Source organism: Mongoliitalea daihaiensis (assembly GCF_021596945.1).
GTDB classification, from domain to species: domain Bacteria; phylum Bacteroidota; class Bacteroidia; order Cytophagales; family Cyclobacteriaceae; genus Mongoliitalea; species Mongoliitalea daihaiensis.
In genome coordinates, this window is record NZ_CP063779.1 from 1973512 (window position 1) to 1995673 (window position 22162).

Here is a 22162-nt window from a genome sequence, read left to right on the forward strand (position 1 = left end):
TCAGGCATTGTTTGGTTAAAGATTATCCTGGATTCTGTGTCAACCCTTCATGCACGAGGAGTTGGGCTTCCGGTATAAACTCAATAATTCTATTTTCATTTGCTTGGATCAAAGGTAATGGGTTATTACCTGCAAGATGGGTTCCAGGATATCTCCTGTCCAAGGTTTTTCCGTTTCGGAATACATCCATCTTTCTATGGCCTTCCCATGATAGTTCTAATTGTCTTTCTTCTATGACTACATCCAAGACCGATTTACCACCAAGGTTAGCCATGGTGTAAAGACCATTAGAAGGAATTCCTGCTCTAGTTCTGACGATGTTCACCAAGTCAAGAGCTTCAGTAGTTTGACCAAGTTTTGCTAAGGCTTCCGCTTTGTTGAGATACATTTCAGCAAGTCTTGAGACTACGGGCGACCAAAGATGTGCTTGATCATCTTGTCCAGAGCATTTTAGGATAAAGTATTTCGGGAAGTTGTTTCTTAAGTCAAGTTGCTTGTCTATCAGGATTCGTTTTTTTCCCTCATCTGTATCCAAGTGATAACTTACTCCTCCTCGCTCGTTAAATACTTTTTCTACTGTTTTTGTCATGCCAGCATGCTGGTATTCGAAGCCATCACCTGCTGGGGTTAATGGCGTCCAGCCAAATGTCAAGTTATCTCTTACATAAATTCCCCAAGTCACATTTTGATTGACGACTACTGGCTGAATAAATTTGTTTCTTTGATCTTCTGGGAATTCTCTTACGAGCTCAATATATGGTCTAGATGCATACATTTCTCCCCAACCGGCACCTTGAATATTGGCATAAAGCGATCCGATGGTAAACCACCCATTCGATTCATAATCTACATCTTTGACAAATTTTACTGCAAAAATTGTCTCAGGGTTACTTTCTGGAGTGATTTTAGGATAATCTCCAAGACGATTAGTAGGTAATAAGGAAAATCTACCTGAATTTATTACCAGATCGGAATACTCTGCTGCCTTTGCGTTATCTTCTTTGTATAAATAAAGTCTAGATAGTAGCGCCTGTGCTGCTTCTTTAGAAGCGTATACATTGGTTTTATTTTCAGAAAATAAAGCAACAGCTTTAAGTAAATCTGCTTCTACCTGATTGTACACTTCCCCTACAGAAGACCTGATAGGATGGTTGAGAGGCTCAGCATCCAATTTCAAGGGTACACCAGGGTTATTGGCTCCTTGATTATAAGGTCTACCGAATATGTTGACTAAGGAAAAATGCATCAATGCTCGGATATAATAATTTTCTGCTAGTATTTGATCATTACTGGCAGAACTTCCCTCCGTTACATTACCAATTACTTGATTGGTAGCTACTACGATTTGGTAACTACTTCTCCAAAACCCGGCCGTTCTACTAGAGTTTGGGATTCTGTTGAAGTTATAGGAAAAGAATAAAGGGTCAGAGGTCGTACCACTAAGCGAAACATTATCTCCAGGGTATTCAAATAATCTGTGCCAGTTTTCGGTCCAAGCACGCATTCTGCTGTACGTACCTAACGTTACGTTTTGAGCACTTGTTTCTGAATTGGCTAGGTCATCTGCTGTGATAGAGTCAAATGGAGACCTGTCTATGTCGCAAGAGTAAAATGTAAAAACTCCTAAGGACAGAATAAATATGAATGATAATTTTTTCATGGTGTTTTCAGATTAGAAGTTCAAGTTTAGACCGAAGTTGATTCTTCTAGGAAGTGGATACTGTGAACCAGTATCACCAAATATCGCTGCTTCGGGATCAAGTCCAGAGAAGGACGTTAAGGTGACCAAGTTATCCGCAGATACAAATACATCTATGCCGGATACTTTGAAACGTTGAGTAATAGAAGCTGGTATCCTGTATCCAGCAGTAACGTTTCTTAGTCTCACAAAACTTACATCCTCCAAGAATCTTGATGAAGGTCTGTGTGCTTCATTATTCCCACCAAAGATTGGCTGTGGATGGGTAGCATTAGGATTAGTTGGGCTCCATCTTGACCATTCTGGTCTTAGCCTCATGTAGTTATAGGTAGGATATGCACCATCACTATCAAAAGTTTCTCTAGCACTGTGATATACTTGAGCTCCTTTAGAGAATGCAATATTTGCATTCAAATAGAATCCTTTAAAGTCAAATGAAGAAGTAAGACCTCCAAAGAATAAAGGTGTAGAAGTTCCTACTTTTTGCAGTGTTGCTTGGGCATAACTACCGGTAGTGGTTATTTCCCCTGTATTAGGATCTACTCTTTCCCATAGTGGAGTACCGTTTTCTGGATTTACTCCAGCCCATCTACGCATAAACCAAGTATCAATATCCTCACCTACCTCTATAATCCTGAAACCTGAAATCTGCCTTCTGTTTTCATAAAGTTCAGTGATTTCATTTCTGTTCAAACCGATGTTGAAGTCTAGTCTCCAATTTAGGTCCTTAGCTTTCAGCACATCTGCTCCCAAAGTCAGTTCCACCCCTTTGTTGAGGACGCTCCCGATATTATCAAAATATCCATCAAATCCAGAAATATTTGGTAAAGGCACAAAGTGAAGTAAGTCAGTGGTGTTTTTGATGTAATATTCTGCCACAATGTCTAATCTATTAAACAATCCAATTTCCAACCCAAAGTTTGAGGCTGCAGTTTTTTCCCAAGTCAAGTTAGGGTTCCCTAAAGAAGTAGCAACCGCAGCTGGGTTGCCATCATACTGCGCATTCAAAGAGAATAGCTCTAAGTGAGGATATAAGCTTGATGGTGTATTACCCACTTGTCCATAAGCCACCTTTGTTCTTAAGTAATTGATAGCTGATACGTTGAAGAATGCCTCATTGTGAATATTCCATGCGCCACTGATAGAGAAGAAGTTACCATATCTATTGTTGGCTCCAAATCTTGAAGATCCGTCTCTTCTAAATGACCCTTGTGCACTATACCTATTGTCGTATGAATAGTTGACATTGAACAGGTATGATTGAAATGCGTAATCATTTTTAGTCCCACCCACTGCTTGTGGTTCAGAAGCGTTGTCGACTACTTGAGCACCAGCTGGGATACCTTTCCCTTGAGCAAATACATTACTGAATACATAATCATTAAATTCATAACCCAATAAGGCATTTACAAAGTGTTTGTCAAATGTTCTTGTATAAGACAACATTTGGTTTGTAAATCTTGTAATACGTTTATTTTGACCCGCAGAGATCCTACCGTTATCAGCAAGGCCAGAATTGGATCGTGGGTCCGTATAATTAAAGCTTGTTCCTGTGTAAAAAGTTAAGCTGTTAGTAGAGGTAAATGTTAAGTGTTCATTGATTTCATATGAAAAATCCATGTTACTCAATACATTAAAAATTTGTGAATTACCAAAATTCCACTGTAAGTCATACAAGTAGTTTCTGTTATCTCTACCGAGCCAGTTTGCTCCTGGAGCTAAAGTGTTGATAGGAGATCCATCCTCTCTGAAAGGGTTGTCCCAAGGCAGGTTTCTATACATGTCATAAATACTATGTCTAGCATTGTCATTCGTGGTATAGGTAGCAGCAAGTTTAGGTTTGAAGGTCAGTCTTGAGTTTACATCGTAATCATAATTGATACGAGCCGAAAGTCTGTCAAACTTATCTCCTTTGACCGTTCCTGTTTCGTTAAAGTAGTTGAAAGCTGTAAAAAGTCTAGCTCTTTCTGAAGTACCAGTATAGGATAAGTTGTAATCTCTAACCTGTCCAACTTGTGTCCCTACATCTAGCCAATCGGTGTCTCTTTGTCTTAGCGATTCATCAAACCACCCTGGAATGCTATTCGTATTTGGGAATTGTGTCCATAGGTCATACAGCTCGCCAGAATTCATGACCTGGAAGTCATTTCTATTAAAAATACTTACACCCGATCTTACATTTAGGGACATTTTATTGACTCCTGCTTTTGCCCCTTTGGTAGTTACAACAACGACACCATTGGCACCTCTGGATCCGTAGAGAGCCGCTGCGGCAGCATCTTTCAATACAGAGATTGATTCTACATCGTTAGGGTTTAGGATAGGAGTGTCATGCCAAATTACTCCATCTACTACCCATATCGGAGTCACAGAAGATCGGATAGAGCTTCTACCTCGGATTCGGATCGTTGGTTGTGCCCCTGGAGCACCTGTGGAAGCAATTACATCCACCCCAGCTACTTTACCTTGAAGCATGTTTCCGATATTCGGGGATGTGATGTCTACAAGCTTTTCAGCACTCACAGTTGCAATCGAACCTGTCAGATTTTCTCTTTTTTGAGTCCCGTATCCTGTAACGATTACTTCTTGGAGGTCCTTTAAGTCTGAGCTTAACTTGACTTCTAGAGACTGTTGACCTGTATAGGTGATTTCTTGATTTCCGTATCCTATAAATGTGAAAATCACAACAGCACCTGGGGCTAAGTCTAGCGAAAATTTCCCATCAAAATCTGTAACTGTACCTCTATTGGTACCTTTTACAATCACGTTGGCTCCGGGGATAGACTCATTGGTCTTTGAATCAAGTACCCTGCCGTTTACAGTAGTTGATTGAGCATAAGACTCCCAAGGGATCGAGGAAAGCACAAATGCCAACAAACACAATAGACATTTTTTCATAGATAGATTGTTTTGTTTATGGATTGATCAAAAACTTTCATTTCAATTTGGTTTTTATCAAAACGAAATGAAATAAAATTTTTTAAATCTATAAAAACATATTAATAAGTAAAAGAAAATTTAAAAATAATTTAACAGGCCATTTTTACCCTATTTACTTTTGAATTCGAAAGTTAATTTCTTTTATTTTGTTTTTTTGAGTCCAAAAACAAAAATTATTTATTGTTTAAGTTCCGTTTTTATGCACATATTTTATAACGAAAAAATTAAATAATGAGAATTTATTGTTAAAATTCATATTCATTTCAACAGATTTGAAAGTATCGAAAATATTTTTTTTCATTATCTTTCCGATATTCAAAAAAATATACAAATTCGAACTGCTTCTAAAATGCATATTTTTAATTATCTCAAGATCGATAGTAGGACTATTGCTCTGTCTGATGGAAGTGGCAAGTAGGAGAAGTTGATGAAGTTAAAAATCAACGTTGATAGAATTAATTAATCAAACTAATCATGAAAAAAACAGCTTATCGCAGATCTCAGATTCTTGAATTTCTTGATAGTAATGGACTTGTAAATGTGAATGAACTAAGCCAGATTTTTAATGTAAGTGAAGTGACGATAAGGAATGATCTTGCTAATCTTGAAAAAAACAGGTTGTTGGTAAGAGCTCATGGAGGGGCATTTAAAACTAGCACAGTTGCATTACCTGTGGAAGAAAAGAAGAAAATAAACTTGGATTGGAAAAAGGCAATTGGAAGTGTTGCTGCGCAACTAATTCAGGAAAATGACTCTATTATTCTGGATTCGGGTACTACAACATTTGAAATTGCCAATAATTTAGGGGAATTTAAAAAGTTGACGGTGATAAGTAATGCCTTAGATATTATAAATAACCTTTCAAAATTCGAAAATTTGGATGTACTGGTGCCTGGAGGGTTTTTAAAGGAGTTTTCTATGTCTTTGGTAGGTCCTCTTGCGGAAAAAAACTTCAAGCAGCTTCACTGTAATAAACTTTTCTTGGGTGTTGATGGGTTTAAGGCAGATATAGGAGTTTATACCTATCATTTAGAAGAGGCGTATCTAAATCAGCTGATGATCGAAATTGCAGACGAGGTAATTGTGGTGGCTGATTCTTCCAAATTTGAAAAAATGGGTTTTGCCTTTATCGCAGGGTTTAATAAAATTAACAAAGTGATTACTGATAAGAACATTAATTCTGAGCACCTAAAAATGCTCGAAAGAAATAACGTGGAGGTAATTGTGGCTTCTTAATAAAAAAGTTGTTGCAATAGTATGATGATTTTAGTCAGTGTAATAATCTATCGATCTCTTAACTATCTTTCGTAGTATTTTATCGACGTATTCTCCCTTCTCTATCCAGTTTCCCATATCGTCGTACAGGTATGAGTAGGTTGTTGTCTTTGAATCTCCTGTATGAAATGCGGTAATTTTCTCGCTGATAACGTTTCCCTGTTCATCTAACTCATTCTCATAAAGGCTTACTTGGTTACCTTTACCATAAGATTGTAAGCTTTTTGCAGGGGTAAGAAACTGCTGCTCATGATAGGTGTTTAGAGTCAAGCTTCGAATTCTCGTGCCATTGGAGTAATCTTCTTTCCTAGTAACCCTATTCCTGTCATCAATTTCAGAAAAAGTCTTTTGTATAAATGAACTATCAGCGTTCACACTCGTGAATTCTTCAGTGCTTTTACTCAAGTTGTAATGATAGGTTGAGGAGGGGACACCATTTCGCTTTTCAAATATGCTTGTGGAGGAATCATTCAGATAGGTATAGCTAAAGCTAGCGGTATCTATCGTACTCAAACTCTCATATAGATACACTTCTTCTACTACTCTGTCTTTTTCATCATAGGTATAGTTCCAAATCCCCCGCTGCTTTAGCTCATTGTCTTGCAATTTATAATCGATTCTTTCTGTTAAGAGTCCTCTATTATCAAATTTCAGTCGATAATTATGAAAACCGAAAAAGTCATAAGGTATCCATGTAGTACTGTCGCCTCCAATTTGCATAGGTTCAAAAGTCGTATGTAATACTTCTTTCACTGGCCCTTTCAAATTCTGTTTTTCTTTTTGGGTTGTCGCTAAAGTGCCCGATTGGGAAAATACTGTAAATGGAAAAGCGAAAGCGAAAAGTAAAGCGGTTAATTTTATCATGGTTAGTTAATTAGCTCAAGCCTTCTCTCAAATCCCGTTTATGAAGTTTCGGATTGTGTCTTTGAGTCGTTTGCTTTGCCCCCTGAATGATAACTATTTCGTTTGCTAAGGTAAGGTTTTTGAGTGGGAATCGTAGAAAGAATAGTCCATAAGTTGTCGTGAGAAATGGAGAAATCGTGGAGATTGACTCAAATGATGTACCATCAACTATTTCGTATAAGCGTGGTCAAGGTTGATTCATTGGCTTAAATTTTACTTTTTAAAAACTTATAATCGTAAAAAACCTCATCAAATTTAAAGGAAGGGGTATAAAACAAAAAAAGCCCTGCATTCCTGCAAGGCTTTTGCTCCCCCTATCAACGATAGTTGCAACCGGAGTAGGGTATTTTTGGTTTTAAAAGAAGTAATGAAGGAGTTGACTAAGTAATACTTTCACTCAGCGAGATTGTAAAAAGTAATCGCACCAATATTGTCTTCATGGATTGGGAAAAATGATGATTAAACAGTAAAGTGTATATTTGTATCGAATGAAGAAACTTTACATCATAGCAGGTTGTAATGGAGCAGGTAAAACTACTGCTTCGTATACCATCTTGCCTGAAATCCTGGACTGTAAAGAATTTGTGAATGCGGATGAAATTGCAAAAGGAATTTCTCCTTTCCAACCAGAAAAAGCTGGTATTGAAGCGGGAAGGTTCATGTTGAAAAGAATCAAAAAGTTATTAGAGTCAGGGGAAAATTTTGCTTTTGAAACCACGCTTTCTACAAGGAGTTATGTGCAATTTGTTGAAAGAGCAAAGGAATTAAATTATCAGGTAACCTGTTTGTTTTTTTGGTTAGATTCCGATGACTTGGCTGTTTCAAGGGTAGCAAGGCGAGTAAAAGAGGGTGGACATCATATACCTGAAGATGTTATCAGGAGAAGATATAAAAGCGGTCTTGAGAATTTTTTCAGATTATTTCTGCCCAAAGTGGATAACTGGTTATTTGTAAATAATTCTGGAGACACTTATGAAATAATGGCAGAAGGAGGGGTTAATGACGTCACAATTAATAACAAAGAATTGTGGGAAGGTTTAAAACAAAAATATTATGGAGACTAAAGAGCAACTAAAAGAGGAAAGAGACAAAATAGTTAAAGGGCTTGAAGAAGCTTATCGCAAGCTAGTGGAATTCAAAAAAGCGAAAAATAGTCCATTAGTTGTCGTGAGAAATGGTGAAATCGTGGAGATTGACCCAAATGATGTACCATCAACTATTTTATACAAACGTGGCCAAGACTAATTCCTTAAATTATATTTCACGTTTTTAAAAAACTTGCAATCATAAAAAACATCCTCAAATTAAAATAAGGGAAATAAAACAAAAAAGAGGTCGTCTCTGACCTCTTTTTCTCACTAGCTCCCCCTCTAGGGCTTGAACCTAGGACCCCATGATTAATCCCGCACGTGCGGGACTCTAACCAACTGAGCTAGTGATTTCTCGGGAACAAAATCAGGGTCTATTAATTTTTCTATGAGTGTTCTTGATTTTTGTTTTTTGATCAGCTTTTCAATTTTCATTGCAGATCCTCTGTCTTCTCCAACTTTAAAAACAGCTGCAAGTCTCCAAGGTCTGAAAGGAGAAGTAAACTTGTGATGTATTCCGGAATTATGTTGTTCAACTCTTCTCCAAGGATTTCCGGAGTGACCTATATAGAATTTATCAAAAGCAGCAGAATGTAAAATATAGATATAAAAGTCCATACCTTAAAAATGCAAAAAGCCCTGCATTTCTGCAAGGCTTTCGCTCCCCCTCTAGGGCTTGAACCTAGGACCCCATGATTAATCCCGCACGTGCGGGACTCTAACCAACTGAGCTAAGGAGTTCTCGGGAACAAAATCAGGGTCTATTAATTTTTCTATGAGTGTTCTTGATTTTTGTTTTTTGATCAGCTTTTCAATTTTCATTGCAGATCCTCTGTCTTCTCCAACTTTAAAAACAGCTGCAAGTCTCCAAGGTCTGAAAGGAGAAGTAAACTTGTGATGTATTCCGGAATTATGTTGTTCAACTCTTCTCCAAGGATTTTCGGAGTGACCTATATAGAATTTATCAAAAGCAGCAGAATGTAAAATATAGATATAAAAGTCCATACCTTAAAAATGCAAAAAGCCTTGCATTTCTGCAAGGCTTTCGCTCCCCCTCTAGGGCTTGAACCTAGGACCCCATGATTAACAGTCATGTGCTCTAACCAACTGAGCTAAGGAGGAGTATGGATGTGTTACCGATTAAGGTGATGCAAAAGTAATAGGCTGTAGCATTCTATGCAAGTATAAACCCTAAAAAAATGCGAATTTTAAAGGCTTTTCTTTTTTTTGAATTCACAATCAGTCACTTATTTTTTGTTTAGACAGCAGTTTATTGTAAATATAGGTCACCCCCAGCACCATCAACCCTGCGATTACTGCCAACAATACATTATAAAATGGCGGAGCAGACAAAGTCAAACGTAGAAATATGGTCGCCAATGCAAAGGAAGAATATCGAAAGAGGTTGTAATATTTGGTCGTATACCGTAAGGAAAAAAGCAAAATAAATACGTCGGTAAATATCAGTAAGGTATAAAACAATTTGATACTGTAGATAAATTGATGTGTCTGATACGCGGATACGACATCATATACACCCAATAAAATAAATGTGATGGTCAAATAAATAGAAATTAATTTTTTAATGGAAACAAAACCTACTTGTTCCTCATAGTTTTGCGTAATGCGGATATGTCGTTGTGCCCTGTAAAACAAACCAGTGATTAGAAAAATTAAGATCGCGCCAAAAGCATCGGAAATGATTGGAAGCAATTCCATGGCGAAACCTAACTCCCAATTCATTTCTCCCAAATAATGACCAAACTCTTTGAAAGCGTCACGTAATAGCAACAAGGAAATGATTTCAAACTGTTTTCCAACTGCATCGGCTACTGATTTTGGAAATAAGAAAATTAGACCTAGCACCTCAAATATCAGAAGTACATTAAATGCCAGTTCAATGGCAAAAAAAGGTGATAACTGAATAAAAGAAGGGAAAAGTTTAAGATACGAAAGTAAACCTGCGATCAAACCTGCTAAGAAAAATGCAACGACAATGTTGCTGATAATTTTGGTGACTCGGTCTGACTCCCAGTGCTCATCTAAGAGATCAAAGGCCCGAATCTGCCAGTCAAAAAACGTTCGAATCATGACTTATATACGTTGATGTTTTTAGTGTAAGCTACCAAGGAAGCAATTGTTTAAGAATTATTATCTGACTTTTCTCACATATCTATTTATTTCCTGTTAAAAATCTCAAAACCCATTCAAAATTGCATTAATTTTGAATGAAGGCTTGATTGCCAAATATAAGTAGTCCATGAAAAAACCAGTAAAAATCTTTTTAATCCTTCTTTCTATTCCTGTGGTGGTGTTGGCAATTGGGATCGCAGTAATCTCTTGGAAGCAAGAAGCCCTGACCCAACAGGCTATTCAGCAAATCAATCAATCGTTGAACGGGGAATTGGTACTTGCTCAATCCAGAATTTCTCCTTTCTCCAATTTCCCATATATCTCCATCGATCTTCAAGGACTTAAATTCTATGGTGAAAAAGATTCAAAAGAAAAACCCATGTATGAAGTGCAGGACCTGTATGTGGGATTTTCAGTATTGGATATTTTGACTGGAAACTATCAGGTGAAAAGTATTAAACTTAAAGGGGGTTTTTTACACCTCGTTAAAAATGAGCATGGAGAAATAAACTTGCTTACGGCAAAAAATATATCCAGCAGTGATGCTAGTGATGAAGAGGGGTTGGACTTTTCCTTACAATCCATCAAGTTAGACTCTTTTGATTTATCGTTTCTGGATGAACAAAATGGTCTCATGTATACAACTCATATCAAAGACATCCAAACAAATGTTCGTTCGGTCGATGGATTGTTGGATTTGAACTTGGTGGGAGAGTTGAGTTTTGATTTAGAAAACAAGGGAACCCCCACTTTTTTCGTGGATAAAGCCGTTCGGCTCAATCTTGATTTAGCCTATGATTCAGAGCGTGGCTATTTAGACCTGAGTCCATCGAGTGTTTGGTTAGAAGAGTCTCTTTTCTCCGCTTCAGGTTATGTGAGTGAAATTTTGGAGTCTCCACAGCTGGATTTAAAAATAGAAGGACAGAAACCTGACTTTAACTTGTTTGCCGCATTTTTACCCAAAGAAGTTGCAGCAGCGTTGAATGATTACCAAAATCAGGGAGAAATTTTCTTCATTGGAACGATTAGAGGGGGCATTACCGAAGGCGAAGCACCAGCTATTGCAATTGAATTTGGCTGTGATAATGCCTATTTCTTGCGAGCAGACAATCAACGGAGAGTGGAGGATTTACGATTTGTTGGTTTTTATACCAATGGATCGGAGCGTTCCTTGAAAACCTCTGAATTCCGTTTGCAGAATTTTAATGCAAAGCCTGATAAAGGATTTTTTCAAGCCGATTTATTGATTCGTGATTTTTTAGATCCCTATATCAAAGTAAAAATCAATGCTGATTTAGACCTAAAATTTGTCGGTGATTTTTTTGAGTTGGAAGATTTTGAAGGCTTAAGTGGACAAGTGTCATTGACTATGGATTTTGATGAGTTGGTAGATTTGGAGGGCTCAGCTACTGATTTTTCCCAAATGCAAAAAAGTTTGCAGTCAGAGCTTCGCTTGCAGGACCTTAAATTTGCAATCAAAGGCTATCCATATCCTGTAGAAAATGTCCAAGCACACGCCATTATGTCGGATGGCAGAGTTCAGCTAAATCAGTTAAAATTCAATATCAAAGATTCAGACTTCAGCTTCAAAGGTGCTTTGTCGGACTTTCCGGCCTTGCTGCATCAGCAGAATAAGGGAATTGAAGTTTCACTCGAAGCTCAATCTAAGGCCATTTTGTTAGGTCAATTATTGGAACAAGAGGAAAGCGAAAATCTAAGAGATGTACAGCTTAAGTTCTCTTTCTTGGCGCAGGCCAATGATTTGCTCAACTTTGACTATCTGCCGAATGGAATATTTAAAATCGAGGATTTCTATGCCAAATTAGATAATTTCCCACATACCTTTCATGATTTTGATGCCGAGGTTGAAATAGCAAAGGATGTTCTCCTCGTAAGTAAATTCAAGGGCGAAATTGATCAGACTGATTTTCTGCTATCTGGCCAAGTAGACAATTATTCCAAGTGGATGAAAGATTCCTTGGACGGGCAGTCCGTGATACAGCTTAATCTTAGCTCCAAAAGACTGAATTTGAATGATTTATTAACTTATAATGGAGTAAATTATCTGCCTGAAAGTTGGAAGGACGAGACTGTCCGGAATTTGTTGGTTGCCGGGAAAATTGTGTTAGACTTTCAAAATAATTCCTTTCAGTCCGCAGATTTTTTCTTGGATAACCTAACAGGATTGACTACCCTCCATCCATTGAAAATGGAAAATTTCAAGGGACGAGCACATTTTGAAAATGATTACTTGCTTTTGGAGGATTTTGGCGGAAAAATGGGTATTTCTTCATTTGCCGTAAACATGGGTTATAATTTGAAAGAAAATAGTAATCCTAAAAAGGACTACTTTCACCTGAGAGCACAAGCGTTGGATTTGGATGCATTGATGGGATTTCAGGGATTTGAAGAGGATACCAATCACCAAGAAGCATTCAATATTTTCCAACTACCCTTCCGCAACATGGAGTTTAAGGCAGATATTGAGCAACTCAATTACCATACATTTTGGTTGAAGGATGTAAAAGCCTCTCTTCGAAGTCAGGTAGATCATTTTTTGTATTTGGACACCTTGAGTTTAAGGTTGGCTGAGGGTTCTCTGGCAGTAAATGGTTACTTTAATGGTTCTGATCCAGAACAAATTTACTTTTTTAGTGAAATGAAGGCAGACAAACTTGATTTGGATAAGCTGTTGTTCAAGTTCGAAAACTTTGGTCAGGACTACTTGATCAACGAAAACCTTCATGGCCTCGTCAGTGGAACCATCAAAAGTAAATTTTTGGTTTATCCTGACTTGACACCGATTGTAGATAAGTCAGAAGCGACAATGGATTTGACCGTATATCAAGGGAGTTTGGTAAATTTCACACCTTTGTCAGCTTTATCGTCTTATTTTGGAGATCGTAATTTAAATCGAGTGCGATTTGATACACTTGCCAATACTTTTGAATTGAAAGGGGGTATTTTGCACATTCCTCGCATGAATATCAATTCTAGTATTGGTTTTATCGAACTTTCGGGGAGACAGAGTTTAGATTTAAACATGGATTATTTTATCCGTGTTCCGTTGGCAATGGTCACCCAAGTTGGCTTCCGCTCACTTTTCGGCGGTAAAAACCGTAATGAAATAGATCCGGATCAAGAAGACGCAATTGTTTTTCGTGACGCGAATAAACGAACCCGCTTTGTCAATATCAATATGACAGGAACTCCCGATGATTATAAAGTTGCTCTTCGCCGGGATCAAAGTCCGCAGTAACGATTAGTACCAAAACCTCTTTTCGATTTCTTGCGTTTTTTGGCTTATAAAAAGTCAACTATGCGTAAGCGGATATTAAAAGCCTTCTTCATCCTACCATTATTGATTCTGACCATTTTTGTGGTGGGGATTGCTTTGGTGTACACCAAGCAAGATATTCTTGTGCAACGAGCTATTACGTTGATGAATGAGCAGTTTGAAGGAAAGTTGGTGCTAGAGGACTCACATATTTCGGTCTTTACTAATTTTCCATATATCTCTATTGATTTAAAAGGGCTTAAATTTTATGGAGATCGAGAAAAGTCAGCTTTACCCATTTATGAGTTTGAAGACCTTTATGTAGGCTTTAGTGTTTCAGATATTCTTAGTGGAAATTACAAAGTCAAGGCAATAAAAGTCTTATCCGGACATATCCGGCTAGTAGAAGATGCGGAAGGTAGGCTCAATTTATTACAGGCCAAAAATTTGCCATCCTCCGATACTGAATCAAGTGACGCGATTGATTTTGAATTGAAGAAATTATGGATTGAAAATTTACAGGTTTCATTTTACAAAACAGGGAAAGATGAATTGATTTCCGTGGAACTCATGGAAGTAAAAACTGCGTTAAAATCCAAGAAGGAGGTTTTAGATGTCTTGTTGGAGGCTTCTTTACATCTTGCGATGGAAAAGGATGGAAAAGAGGCCTTTTTTTCAGATAAAAACCTGACATTGAATCTAGATTTTATTCTTAATCAATCATCCAAACAAATTACCTTTAAACCCTCCAAACTCAAACTTCAAGAGTCTCTTCTCAGAGTAGGTGGAGTTGCGGCTTTTCTTGAAGAAGGTTTGCATTTAGATCTGGAGTTAGAAGGTGAAAAACCTGATTTTAATCTCATTGCAGCATTTTTACCTAAGGAAACAGCAGAAGCTTTTAAGCGCTATCAAAATCAAGGAGAGGTGTTTTTTAGAGGTTCGATTCGCGGATTGGTCGCTCAAGGGAATAGTCCAGCTGTGGCTTTTGAGTTTGGTTGTGACAATGCTTTCTTTGAAAATACAGCTTTGGAAAGAAGGGTGGAAGACTTGAGGTTTCTGGCATTCTTTACAAATGGACTGGATCGTAATTTGCGTACTTCGGAGTTTCGTTTGCAAAACTTCAACGCAAAACCTGAAAGAGGTGTTTTTCAAGGTAACCTGACGGTACGTGATTTTGAAAACCCCTATGTGAAAGTAGATTTATTGGCAGATTTAGACTTGGCTTTTATCGGAGAGTTTTTTCAGATTCCAGATCTAAAAGGAGTAAGTGGAGAGGTGCTGCTGCGAATGGATTTTGATGAATTGATGGATTTGAACTTATCCAATGCGAGTATCCGGCAAGCCAAAGAAAGTTTACAGTCTGAATTACGTATTCGAAATTTGAACCTGACCTATGCCGATTTTCCGTATCCTATTCGGGATCTAAATGTCTATGCAAAAATGGTGAATGGTGCATTTTCACTGGATAGCTTTTCTTTGAAATTAGCCGATTCAGATTTTTCCATGAAAGCCCAAGTTTCTGATCTGCCCGCTATTTTCCATCAGCTAGATGTGCCGGTTAAGGTCAATTTACAAGCAAATGCAGGATTGATTGAGCTTGGGAAGTTTTTGTATAAGCAGGATAAGGATCAAAGTGAGGAATTACGTAAACTCACGTTGGATTTTGAGCTTCAAGCAAATGCTGTCGATTTGTTCAAATTTGATTACCTGCCTAAAGGTAGGATGCAGCTGAAGACATTGGATGTTGGTTTGAAAAATTACCCACATGATTTCAAAAAGTTCAGGGGAGTATTCGAAATTGACTCTCAAATGGTAGCCATTAGGAGTTTTCAGGGTAAAATTGATACTTCAGATATCTATCTGACTGGCAAGCTCGAAAATTATCCGAAGTGGTTTAAGTCAGAAGACCATGGAGTAAGTAATTTGAAGGTTCGTTTTGCTTCTGATTATTTGAAAATCAAAGATTTGATGACCTATCAGGGAGTTAATTTTCTACCAGATGCATACAAGGAGGAGTATTTCACTGACTTGCGTTTGGATGCGGACCTTCGCATGGATAAGAGGGTAGGTAAGCAGAATTTTTATTTAACTATAGCCCAACTCCAAGGTCAAACAAAAATTCATCCTCTGAAATTCGAAGCTTTCGGTGGGAAGATGAGTTGGTCTGATCAATATCTGAAAGTGGATAACTTTGGAGGAACCATGGGAGAGTCTAGTTTCCGGGTTAGTATGGGCTATAATTTAGGAGATAGTGTTAACAAATCTTCAATAGATAGACCCGATTTTCTTCAGTTAAGAGGGCAAAAATTAGATTTGGACGCTCTGATGGGTTTTGAGAGTATTGAAAAAGAGTCCAGTCATGAAGAGGCTTTTAATATTTTTAAGCTACCATTCCGTGATTTTAAAGTTGGAGTAGAGGTAGACAAGCTTCTGTATCATGGCACTTGGTTGGATAATATAAAGGCCAGGCTCCGAAGCAGCAGTGATAGTATGCTGTATATAGAGCAATTGGATTTTGCACTTGCCGATGGCAAGTTTGGTATGAGAGGATACCTGAACGGCCGCAATCCGGATAAAATCTACTTCCACAGTACTATTCGAGTAGATCAAATTCAAGTGGATCAGTTGCTCTTCAAAATGGATAATATGGGTAAGGACATCGTGTTGGCCGATAACTTGAGAGGAAAAGTGTCCGGCTCTATTGAAAGTAAATTATTGGTATATCCGGATTTGACACCCATTTTGGATCAATCAGAAGCAAAAATTAATGTCAAAATTTACAATGGAGAGTTGATTGATTTTGCTCCTATGAGAGCCATGGGTTCTTTTTTTGCTGATCGAAATATGAACCGTATCCGCTTTGATACACTTCAAAATAGTTTTGAACTGAATGGAGGAGTGATGACTATTCCATCGATGCAGATCAATTCCAGCCTTGGGTTTATGGAGTTGTCTGGTAGTCAGGGTTTGGATATGAAAATGGACTATTTGGTGCGTGTGCCTTGGAGTTTGGTGACCCAAGTAGGGGCAAGGGCCTTATTTGGAGGAAGAAATCGGGATGAAGTCGACCCTGATCAGGAGGATGCTATCATTAGCCGGAGCGCTGACCGTCGCGTCAGATTTTTAAATATTCGAATGAGCGGGACACCAGATGATTTGGATGTGGGGTTGGCTAGAAATAGAAGGGAGAGATGAGATACGAGCTAACCCACCCTTAGGTAGGAGATTAGAATAGAAAGTTTGAACTCATGAAACAAGATTGAAGACTTGAGCCTAGGTAAAAAAGAAAATTCCAGATTGGTTATTTAAGAGTGAGGGGTAGACAGAGTTAGTACTTGACAGGAGACTGTTCACTAAAAAAGCTGCCCGACCTTTCGGTCTAGACAGCTTTCTTCATTCAACTAAGTGGTTTTCCTATGCTTATCTTTCAAATACCATTACATGTGTACCTGCCAAGGAGTTTGTCCTCCCCGGTATAAATGAATTTTCGTCCACTTGCATGCTTAAACGCATCAGATTAGCATTGATTGTTTGGATAGTAACTACTTTTCCATCATTCCTAGTGAAGGCACTTGCTTCTGCACTTGTAAATGACCAAGTACCAGATGCCGGCCAAATACCCCTTCCATTCGTAGTGGTAAAGTTATTGCCAGAAAAGTTTATTGTTAAACCTGCATAGGCACTAGTACGGTTAAGACCGTCAACTGTCACCCCGCTTAACGTCCAAGTTGAGCTAGTTAGTAAGGTAGTGACAGTTTCTTCTGCCGTTGGTACTTCAGGTAGAGGATCTTCTCCACAAGCTAAAAATACTAGCGGCATGGTAAGGATAAGCAACAGATGCCTGATCCGTGCTCCTAACTGAGATATATGTTGATAATTATTCATATGATGCTATTTTGAGGTTAAATTAAGCTCCTCCAACCAATTTGCTTGGAGGAGCTTTGGATATTATTTTTTCATTACTTTGACAGCGTAGCTTCTATTCATTTCCTGAATTCTTACTACATACATACCTGGGGTCAAGTGTGACACATTCGCCCGAATTCCATCATTGGATTCTTCGAATACTACATTATTGACTCTTCCAGCCATATCGATCATTTCAATCGACCTTACCGGACCACTTACTCCTCTAATCTGCAGATAATTTTCAACTGGATTAGGGAATACTGAAAGTTCACGCGGCTGCTGAATTCTGTTGCTGTTGACAATCAAGTTGATCGCATCTGATACTTCACTCACACAATCATCAACTCGTACAGCTACTGTGTATGAGCCTTGGTTAGTAACTGTAAAGGTTTGTCCAGTTGCACCTTCTATAGCGATTCCATTTCTGAACCATTGATTACCCATACTTGCACTTGAAGTGAGTGTAGCATTGCCTGTACCTTCTCCACTTAAGGAGATGGTTGGTTTCAAAGGATTGATGCAGAAGCTTCTCGTAACAGGAGCTGCAGGGCGGAACTCATTATTACCTTCTTGAGTAGCCACGATGGTTGCTCTACCAGCAGCAAGGAGTGTTACCACATTGCCTTCAATGCTGATATTTTCTGATTCAGCGGTAAAGCTTACAGCTAATCCCGAACTAGCCGTTGCTTCCAATTCAATTGGATCACCACCTGCCAATTGTGCAGGTATGTCGACGAATGTAATGGACTGAGCGCTAAGTTCAAATACTACTTTGACCATAGATACATTATCAATGAATACAGGGTCATTACTCAAGCCCATTTCGAAACCAAGTTTCATGGCATCATAAGTGGCTCCCACCTCGAAGGTAACTTCGAAAGTCTGCATTTCAGTACCTAGTGAAACATCAGTAACTTCTATGGATCGGAATCCTCCTCCATCTTCACCAAAGTACATGCGTAGTTGTCTGCCTTCTACGGTTGATCGTGCTTGGAAACTTACTTTATAAGTCTCTCCGACTTCAAGTAAAGCAATTTGCTCTGGAGTGAAAATTTGATTCAATTGAACATGCCATATTTCACCTCCAGCACCAGTGATGTTGGTAATTGCTGCTTCACCATTGGTCACTGCTACATTTGCACTCACCCCAGCGAAATCAGCGATGAATGGCGTCCAGGAATTTAAGTCGTCTGCAAAGTCACCGTTGATGACAAGACTAGTTGGTGTTTCTGGCTCACTGGTTTCGCCTTCTTCTTTCATCATTGACACATTGTCAATAAATACAGGGTCATTACTCAAACCCATTTCGAAACCAAGCTTCATGGCATCATAAGTGGCTCCCACCTCGAAGGTAACTTCGAAAGTCTGCATTTCAGTACCTAGTGAAACATCAGTAACTTCTATGGATCGGAATCCTCCTCCATCTTCACCAAAGTACATGCGTAGTTGTCTGCCTTCTACGGTTGATCGTGCTTGGAAACTTACTTTATAAGTTTCTCCGACTTCAAGTAAAGCAATTTGCTCTTGAGTGAAAATTTGATTCAATTGAACATGCCATATTTCACCTCCAGCACCCACGATATTGGTAATAGCAGCTTCACCATTGGTTACAGCTACATTTGCACTCACCCCAGCGAAATCAGCGATGAATGGCGTCCAAGAATTTAAGCCATCAGCGAAGTTACCGTTAATGATCAGACTTGTCGGCACTTCTGGCTCTGACTCATCACCTACTTGACGAATATTATCTACAAACCATGTGAAGTTGGCAGATCCATCTCCAGGTGTCCCCAAGTCAAAAATCAAGACTACTCTATCATAATTAAATGATGGGTTAGCGCCACTCATGTCAAAAGAGACGTTAGTCCAAGCACTAGCGGTAGGAATGGTTACACTCTGCTCAAAGTTTTGATCAGGATTTGCACTGTTCTCCAATTTGAAGAGCATGGTAGTATTGGCTCTTGGCGCCCATACTTGCGCTGTGAACTCTGCACCTTGAGAAAGATTAAGAGGTGCAGCCAAATCAATAAATGCACCGCCCCAAGGCTGACCTGCATTTTTCACCATACGAGCCACTCTTGCACTTGGATTCCCATTCGTGTCAGGGTTATCGATTACAGTCAACTCACCGCCATCAAAACCAGTAATAACTGCATCCCAATCAATATCCTCTTCAAAAGTTAGAGGCAATACAGGGCCATCTGTTGGAATTCCTGGATCTTCATCTTCTCCAACTCCAAAAGCTACATCATCCCAGAAATAAGTTCTTGCTCCACCTGCTTGTGCACCAGTTCTTCCAAAGTCAAAGAAAATGGTTGCCTTATTATAAGTTCTTGCGAAATTGATGGCTTCTGTTCCAGTGGCCTGATTAGCAAAATTAAATGTCAAGGTTTGCCATCCAGACGCACGTGTTACTGTAGCTTCTGTCTCAACACTGACCGTAGGATCATTTGCAGCTTCTACTTTCAAGCGAACCTGAATACCTGCTACTGGTGACCAAACTCTTGCGTTCATGAAAGTTGCGCCAGCAGCGAAAGGAATCGGACTAACAAAACCAGCAGTTCCTCCGATGGTAGTGCCTGCAAAAGTCTCAGCATTTTCAGTTTTCGTAGTTTGCGCTACTCTATTGGCAGGGTTTGTAGGATCAACTACAATTTCTGATGCAGTCCCACCAAAATCAGTCAATGCATAATCCAATTCTTCATCGTCAAAAGTAACAGGAAGTGTTAATGTGGCAACACCTGGACCTTCACCTTCCACTTGAACTACATTATCCAAGAACCAAGTAAAGTTAGCTGAGCCATCACCTACAGTTCCTAAATCAAAGATGAAAACAATTCGATCATAAGGGAAGGCTCTATTGGCTCCGCTCATATTGATAGTTACATCTGTCCATTGATTAGCAGCAGGAATGGTTACGTTTTGTTCAAAATTTTGACCTGGATCTGCACTGTTTTCAAATTTAAACAGCATAGTAGTATTTTCCCTAGGTGCCCATACCTGTGCAGTAAATTCAGTTCCTTTAGACAAATCGATTGGTCCTGCCAGATCAATAACTGCACCTCCCCAAGGCTGTCCTGCATTTTTAACCATTTGGGCTACTTTGGCGCTAGTATTTCCATTAGTGTCAGGATTGTCAATTACCGTTAGTACTCCTCCATCGAAGTTTGTGATGACGGCTTCCCAATTGATGTCTTCTTCAAAAGTCAACGGTAATGTAGGTCGATCTGCTGGTGCCACAACTTCTTCTTCTACCTGACTGATATTATCCACAAACCAAGTAAAGTTTTCAGAACCATCACCAACAGTACCCAAGTCAAATATCAACACCACATTTCTAAAAGTAAATGCTCGGTTAGCACCTGACATATCAAAGCTAACTTCTACCCATTCGTTGGCCACAGGAATTGTTGCACTTTGTTCAAATTCTTGTGCAGGATTTAAAGGATTCTCAAATTTCAAAAGCATGGTCGTATTTGCTCTTGGAGCCCAAACAAGTGCTTTAAACTCTGTTCCTTTACTCAAATCAATGGTTTGATCAAGTCGGATAAACGAGCCACCAAAAACTTCACCTGTATTTTTTACCATTCTACCTACACGGGCACTTTCGTTTCCATTAGTATCAGGGTTATCAATGACGGTTAGTTCACCTCCAGCAAAGTTTTCTATAACAGTGGACCAATCGATATCATTTTCAAAGGTGATCGGAAGTAAAATGGAACCGCTATCTTCTCCTACTTCGCCGCCAAATTCCATATCATCCCAGAAGTAGGTTCTTGCAGCTCCCACACTTTCTCCAGATGTCAAAAAATCAAAGAATATGGACGCCATATTATATGATCTTGAAAAGTTGAGTTCAGCAGTTCCAAAAGCTTCATTTGAAAAATCAAAAACCAATGTCTGCCAAGTTTCGGCTTGGGTCACCCTTGCTTCGGTCTCCACAGTAATGGTAGGATCATTGGACGCTTCCACTTTTAAACGAACTGGGATACCCGCTACAGGTGACCATACACGAACACTCATAGTTGTAGCCCCAGGTGCGAAAGGAATAGGAGAGCTGAAGCCAGCTGTTCCTCCAACAGTTGTTCCTGCAAAATCCGCCGCATCGACAGGTTTGATAGTTTGAACAACTCTATTGTTTGCATCGGTAGGATCTGTTACAATTTCAGAAATTGCTCCTCCGAAATCTGCTAAAACATAATCAATATCTTCATCGTCAAAGGTAACTGGTAGATTAAACGCTCCTCCTGTCACAGGGGGGTCATCACTAGCTTCTGTTTTAGCCAAAGAAACGTTATCTATAAAAACAGGGTCATTGCTCAAGCCCATTTCAAAACCTAGTTTCATAGCTCCGAAAGTAGCCCCCACTACGAATGTGGCTTCAAAAGTCTGCATTTCAGTTCCTAAGGTGACATCTGTGACGTTGATGGATTGAAATCCACCTCCATCTTCACCAAAGTACATTCGCAGTTGTCTACCAGCGGCTGTTGATCGAGCTTGGAAACTTGCTTTGTAAGTCTCTCCAACTTGTAAAGAGCCTATTTGAGCGGGTGTGAGTAATTGGTTCAATTGAACATGCCACACTTCACCACCGCCTCCTGTAATATTGGTAATAGCAGCTTCACCGTCAGTTACCGCAACGGTCGCTGATACACCTGCAAAATCTGCAATAAAGGTGGACCATGAATTTAGGCCACTTGAAAAGTCACCATTAATTAAAATGTTGGGTCCATCCTCAGCGCTCTTAATCTCCAGAGCCTTTGGAGGTATTTCTAATGACCAAGCATGAAAGCTTACAAAGGCCATTAAAAAAGTTGTGAGAAATAGAGTAAAATTTTTCATAGGCACTATGAATGATTATTTTGGAATATTGATAATTGTTAAATTTCGCAATTTGCGATTTCATAAAATTACCTTAAATAATTCTGCAACACGCTG

Annotated in this window: 13 protein-coding genes and 2 tRNA genes; 5 read left to right on the forward strand and 10 right to left on the reverse strand. The window is 38.9% G+C overall.

Annotated features, from left to right (window positions below; genetic code table 11):
* Window positions 1-22: 22 nt before the first annotated feature.
* Both IPZ59_RS08355 and IPZ59_RS08360 read right to left on the reverse strand, forming a co-directional pair.
* On the reverse strand, window positions 23-1660 hold the full coding sequence (locus IPZ59_RS08355) for a RagB/SusD family nutrient uptake outer membrane protein (protein WP_236139412.1): 1638 nt from the start codon (window positions 1658-1660) through the stop codon (window positions 23-25).
* A 12-nt stretch (window positions 1661-1672) separates the two neighbouring features.
* A complete protein-coding gene (locus IPZ59_RS08360; RefSeq protein ID WP_236139413.1) occupies window positions 1673-4597 on the reverse strand; it encodes a SusC/RagA family TonB-linked outer membrane protein in 2925 nt (974 codons plus the stop codon).
* Between the two features lie 516 nt (window positions 4598-5113).
* On the opposite strand from IPZ59_RS08360, the gene agaR reads away from it, so the two are divergent.
* On the forward strand, window positions 5114-5875 hold the full coding sequence (gene agaR / locus IPZ59_RS08365; RefSeq protein WP_236139414.1) for a transcriptional repressor AgaR: 762 nt from the start codon (window positions 5114-5116) through the stop codon (window positions 5873-5875).
* Window positions 5876-5905: 30 nt separating this feature from the next.
* On the opposite strand, the gene IPZ59_RS08370 is transcribed toward agaR, so the two are convergent.
* Window positions 5906-6778 carry a hypothetical protein gene (locus tag IPZ59_RS08370; protein WP_236139415.1) on the reverse strand — a complete coding sequence of 291 codons (873 nt, stop codon included), beginning with the start codon at window positions 6776-6778 and terminating at the stop codon, window positions 5906-5908.
* Between the two features lie 527 nt (window positions 6779-7305).
* Here IPZ59_RS08370 and IPZ59_RS08375 point away from each other — a divergent pair.
* Together IPZ59_RS08375 and IPZ59_RS08380 are read left to right on the forward strand one after the other, a co-directional pair.
* Window positions 7306-7881 (forward strand): zeta toxin family protein, encoded by a 576-nt coding sequence (locus IPZ59_RS08375; protein WP_236139416.1) that lies wholly within the window; start codon window positions 7306-7308, stop codon window positions 7879-7881.
* A complete protein-coding gene (locus tag IPZ59_RS08380) occupies window positions 7871-8062 on the forward strand; it encodes a hypothetical protein (protein ID WP_236139417.1) in 192 nt (63 codons plus the stop codon). Before IPZ59_RS08375 ends, IPZ59_RS08380 begins: the two co-directional genes overlap by 11 nt.
* A gap of 152 nt (window positions 8063-8214) precedes the next feature.
* On the opposite strand, the gene IPZ59_RS08385 is transcribed toward IPZ59_RS08380, so the two are convergent.
* The 5 genes from IPZ59_RS08385 to IPZ59_RS08400 all read right to left on the reverse strand — a co-directional run bounded on the left by IPZ59_RS08385 (window position 8215) and on the right by IPZ59_RS08400 (window position 9996).
* Window positions 8215-8523: a GIY-YIG nuclease family protein gene (locus IPZ59_RS08385; RefSeq protein WP_236139418.1), complete on the reverse strand. Its 309-nt coding sequence runs from the start codon at window positions 8521-8523 to the stop codon at window positions 8215-8217.
* A 46-nt stretch (window positions 8524-8569) separates the two neighbouring features.
* A tRNA-OTHER gene (locus IPZ59_RS08390) sits at window positions 8570-8646 on the reverse strand.
* Entirely contained in the window at window positions 8602-8910 is a 309-nt protein-coding gene (locus IPZ59_RS20315) for a GIY-YIG nuclease family protein (protein ID WP_394800740.1), read from the reverse strand. Before IPZ59_RS20315 ends, IPZ59_RS08390 begins: the two co-directional genes overlap by 45 nt.
* A gap of 43 nt (window positions 8911-8953) precedes the next feature.
* A tRNA-Asn gene (locus IPZ59_RS08395) sits at window positions 8954-9027 on the reverse strand.
* Between the two features lie 117 nt (window positions 9028-9144).
* Window positions 9145-9996: a hypothetical protein gene (locus tag IPZ59_RS08400; protein ID WP_236139419.1), complete on the reverse strand. Its 852-nt coding sequence runs from the start codon at window positions 9994-9996 to the stop codon at window positions 9145-9147.
* Between the two features lie 169 nt (window positions 9997-10165).
* Here IPZ59_RS08400 and IPZ59_RS08405 point away from each other — a divergent pair, with 169 nt between their 5' ends.
* Together IPZ59_RS08405 and IPZ59_RS08410 are read left to right on the forward strand one after the other, a co-directional pair.
* A complete protein-coding gene (locus IPZ59_RS08405; protein ID WP_236139420.1) occupies window positions 10166-13297 on the forward strand; it encodes an AsmA family protein in 3132 nt (1043 codons plus the stop codon).
* Between the two features lie 60 nt (window positions 13298-13357).
* A complete protein-coding gene (locus IPZ59_RS08410; RefSeq protein ID WP_236139421.1) occupies window positions 13358-16510 on the forward strand; it encodes an AsmA-like C-terminal region-containing protein in 3153 nt (1050 codons plus the stop codon).
* Between the two features lie 225 nt (window positions 16511-16735).
* On the opposite strand, the gene IPZ59_RS08415 is transcribed toward IPZ59_RS08410, so the two are convergent.
* A complete protein-coding gene (locus tag IPZ59_RS08415) occupies window positions 16736-17200 on the reverse strand; it encodes a hypothetical protein (protein ID WP_236139422.1) in 465 nt (154 codons plus the stop codon).
* Between the two features lie 63 nt (window positions 17201-17263).
* Window positions 17264-22066, reverse strand: a complete 4803-nt coding sequence (locus IPZ59_RS08420) for a carbohydrate binding domain-containing protein (RefSeq protein ID WP_236139423.1) — start codon at window positions 22064-22066, stop codon at window positions 17264-17266.
* Between the last annotated feature and the right edge of the window lie 96 nt (window positions 22067-22162).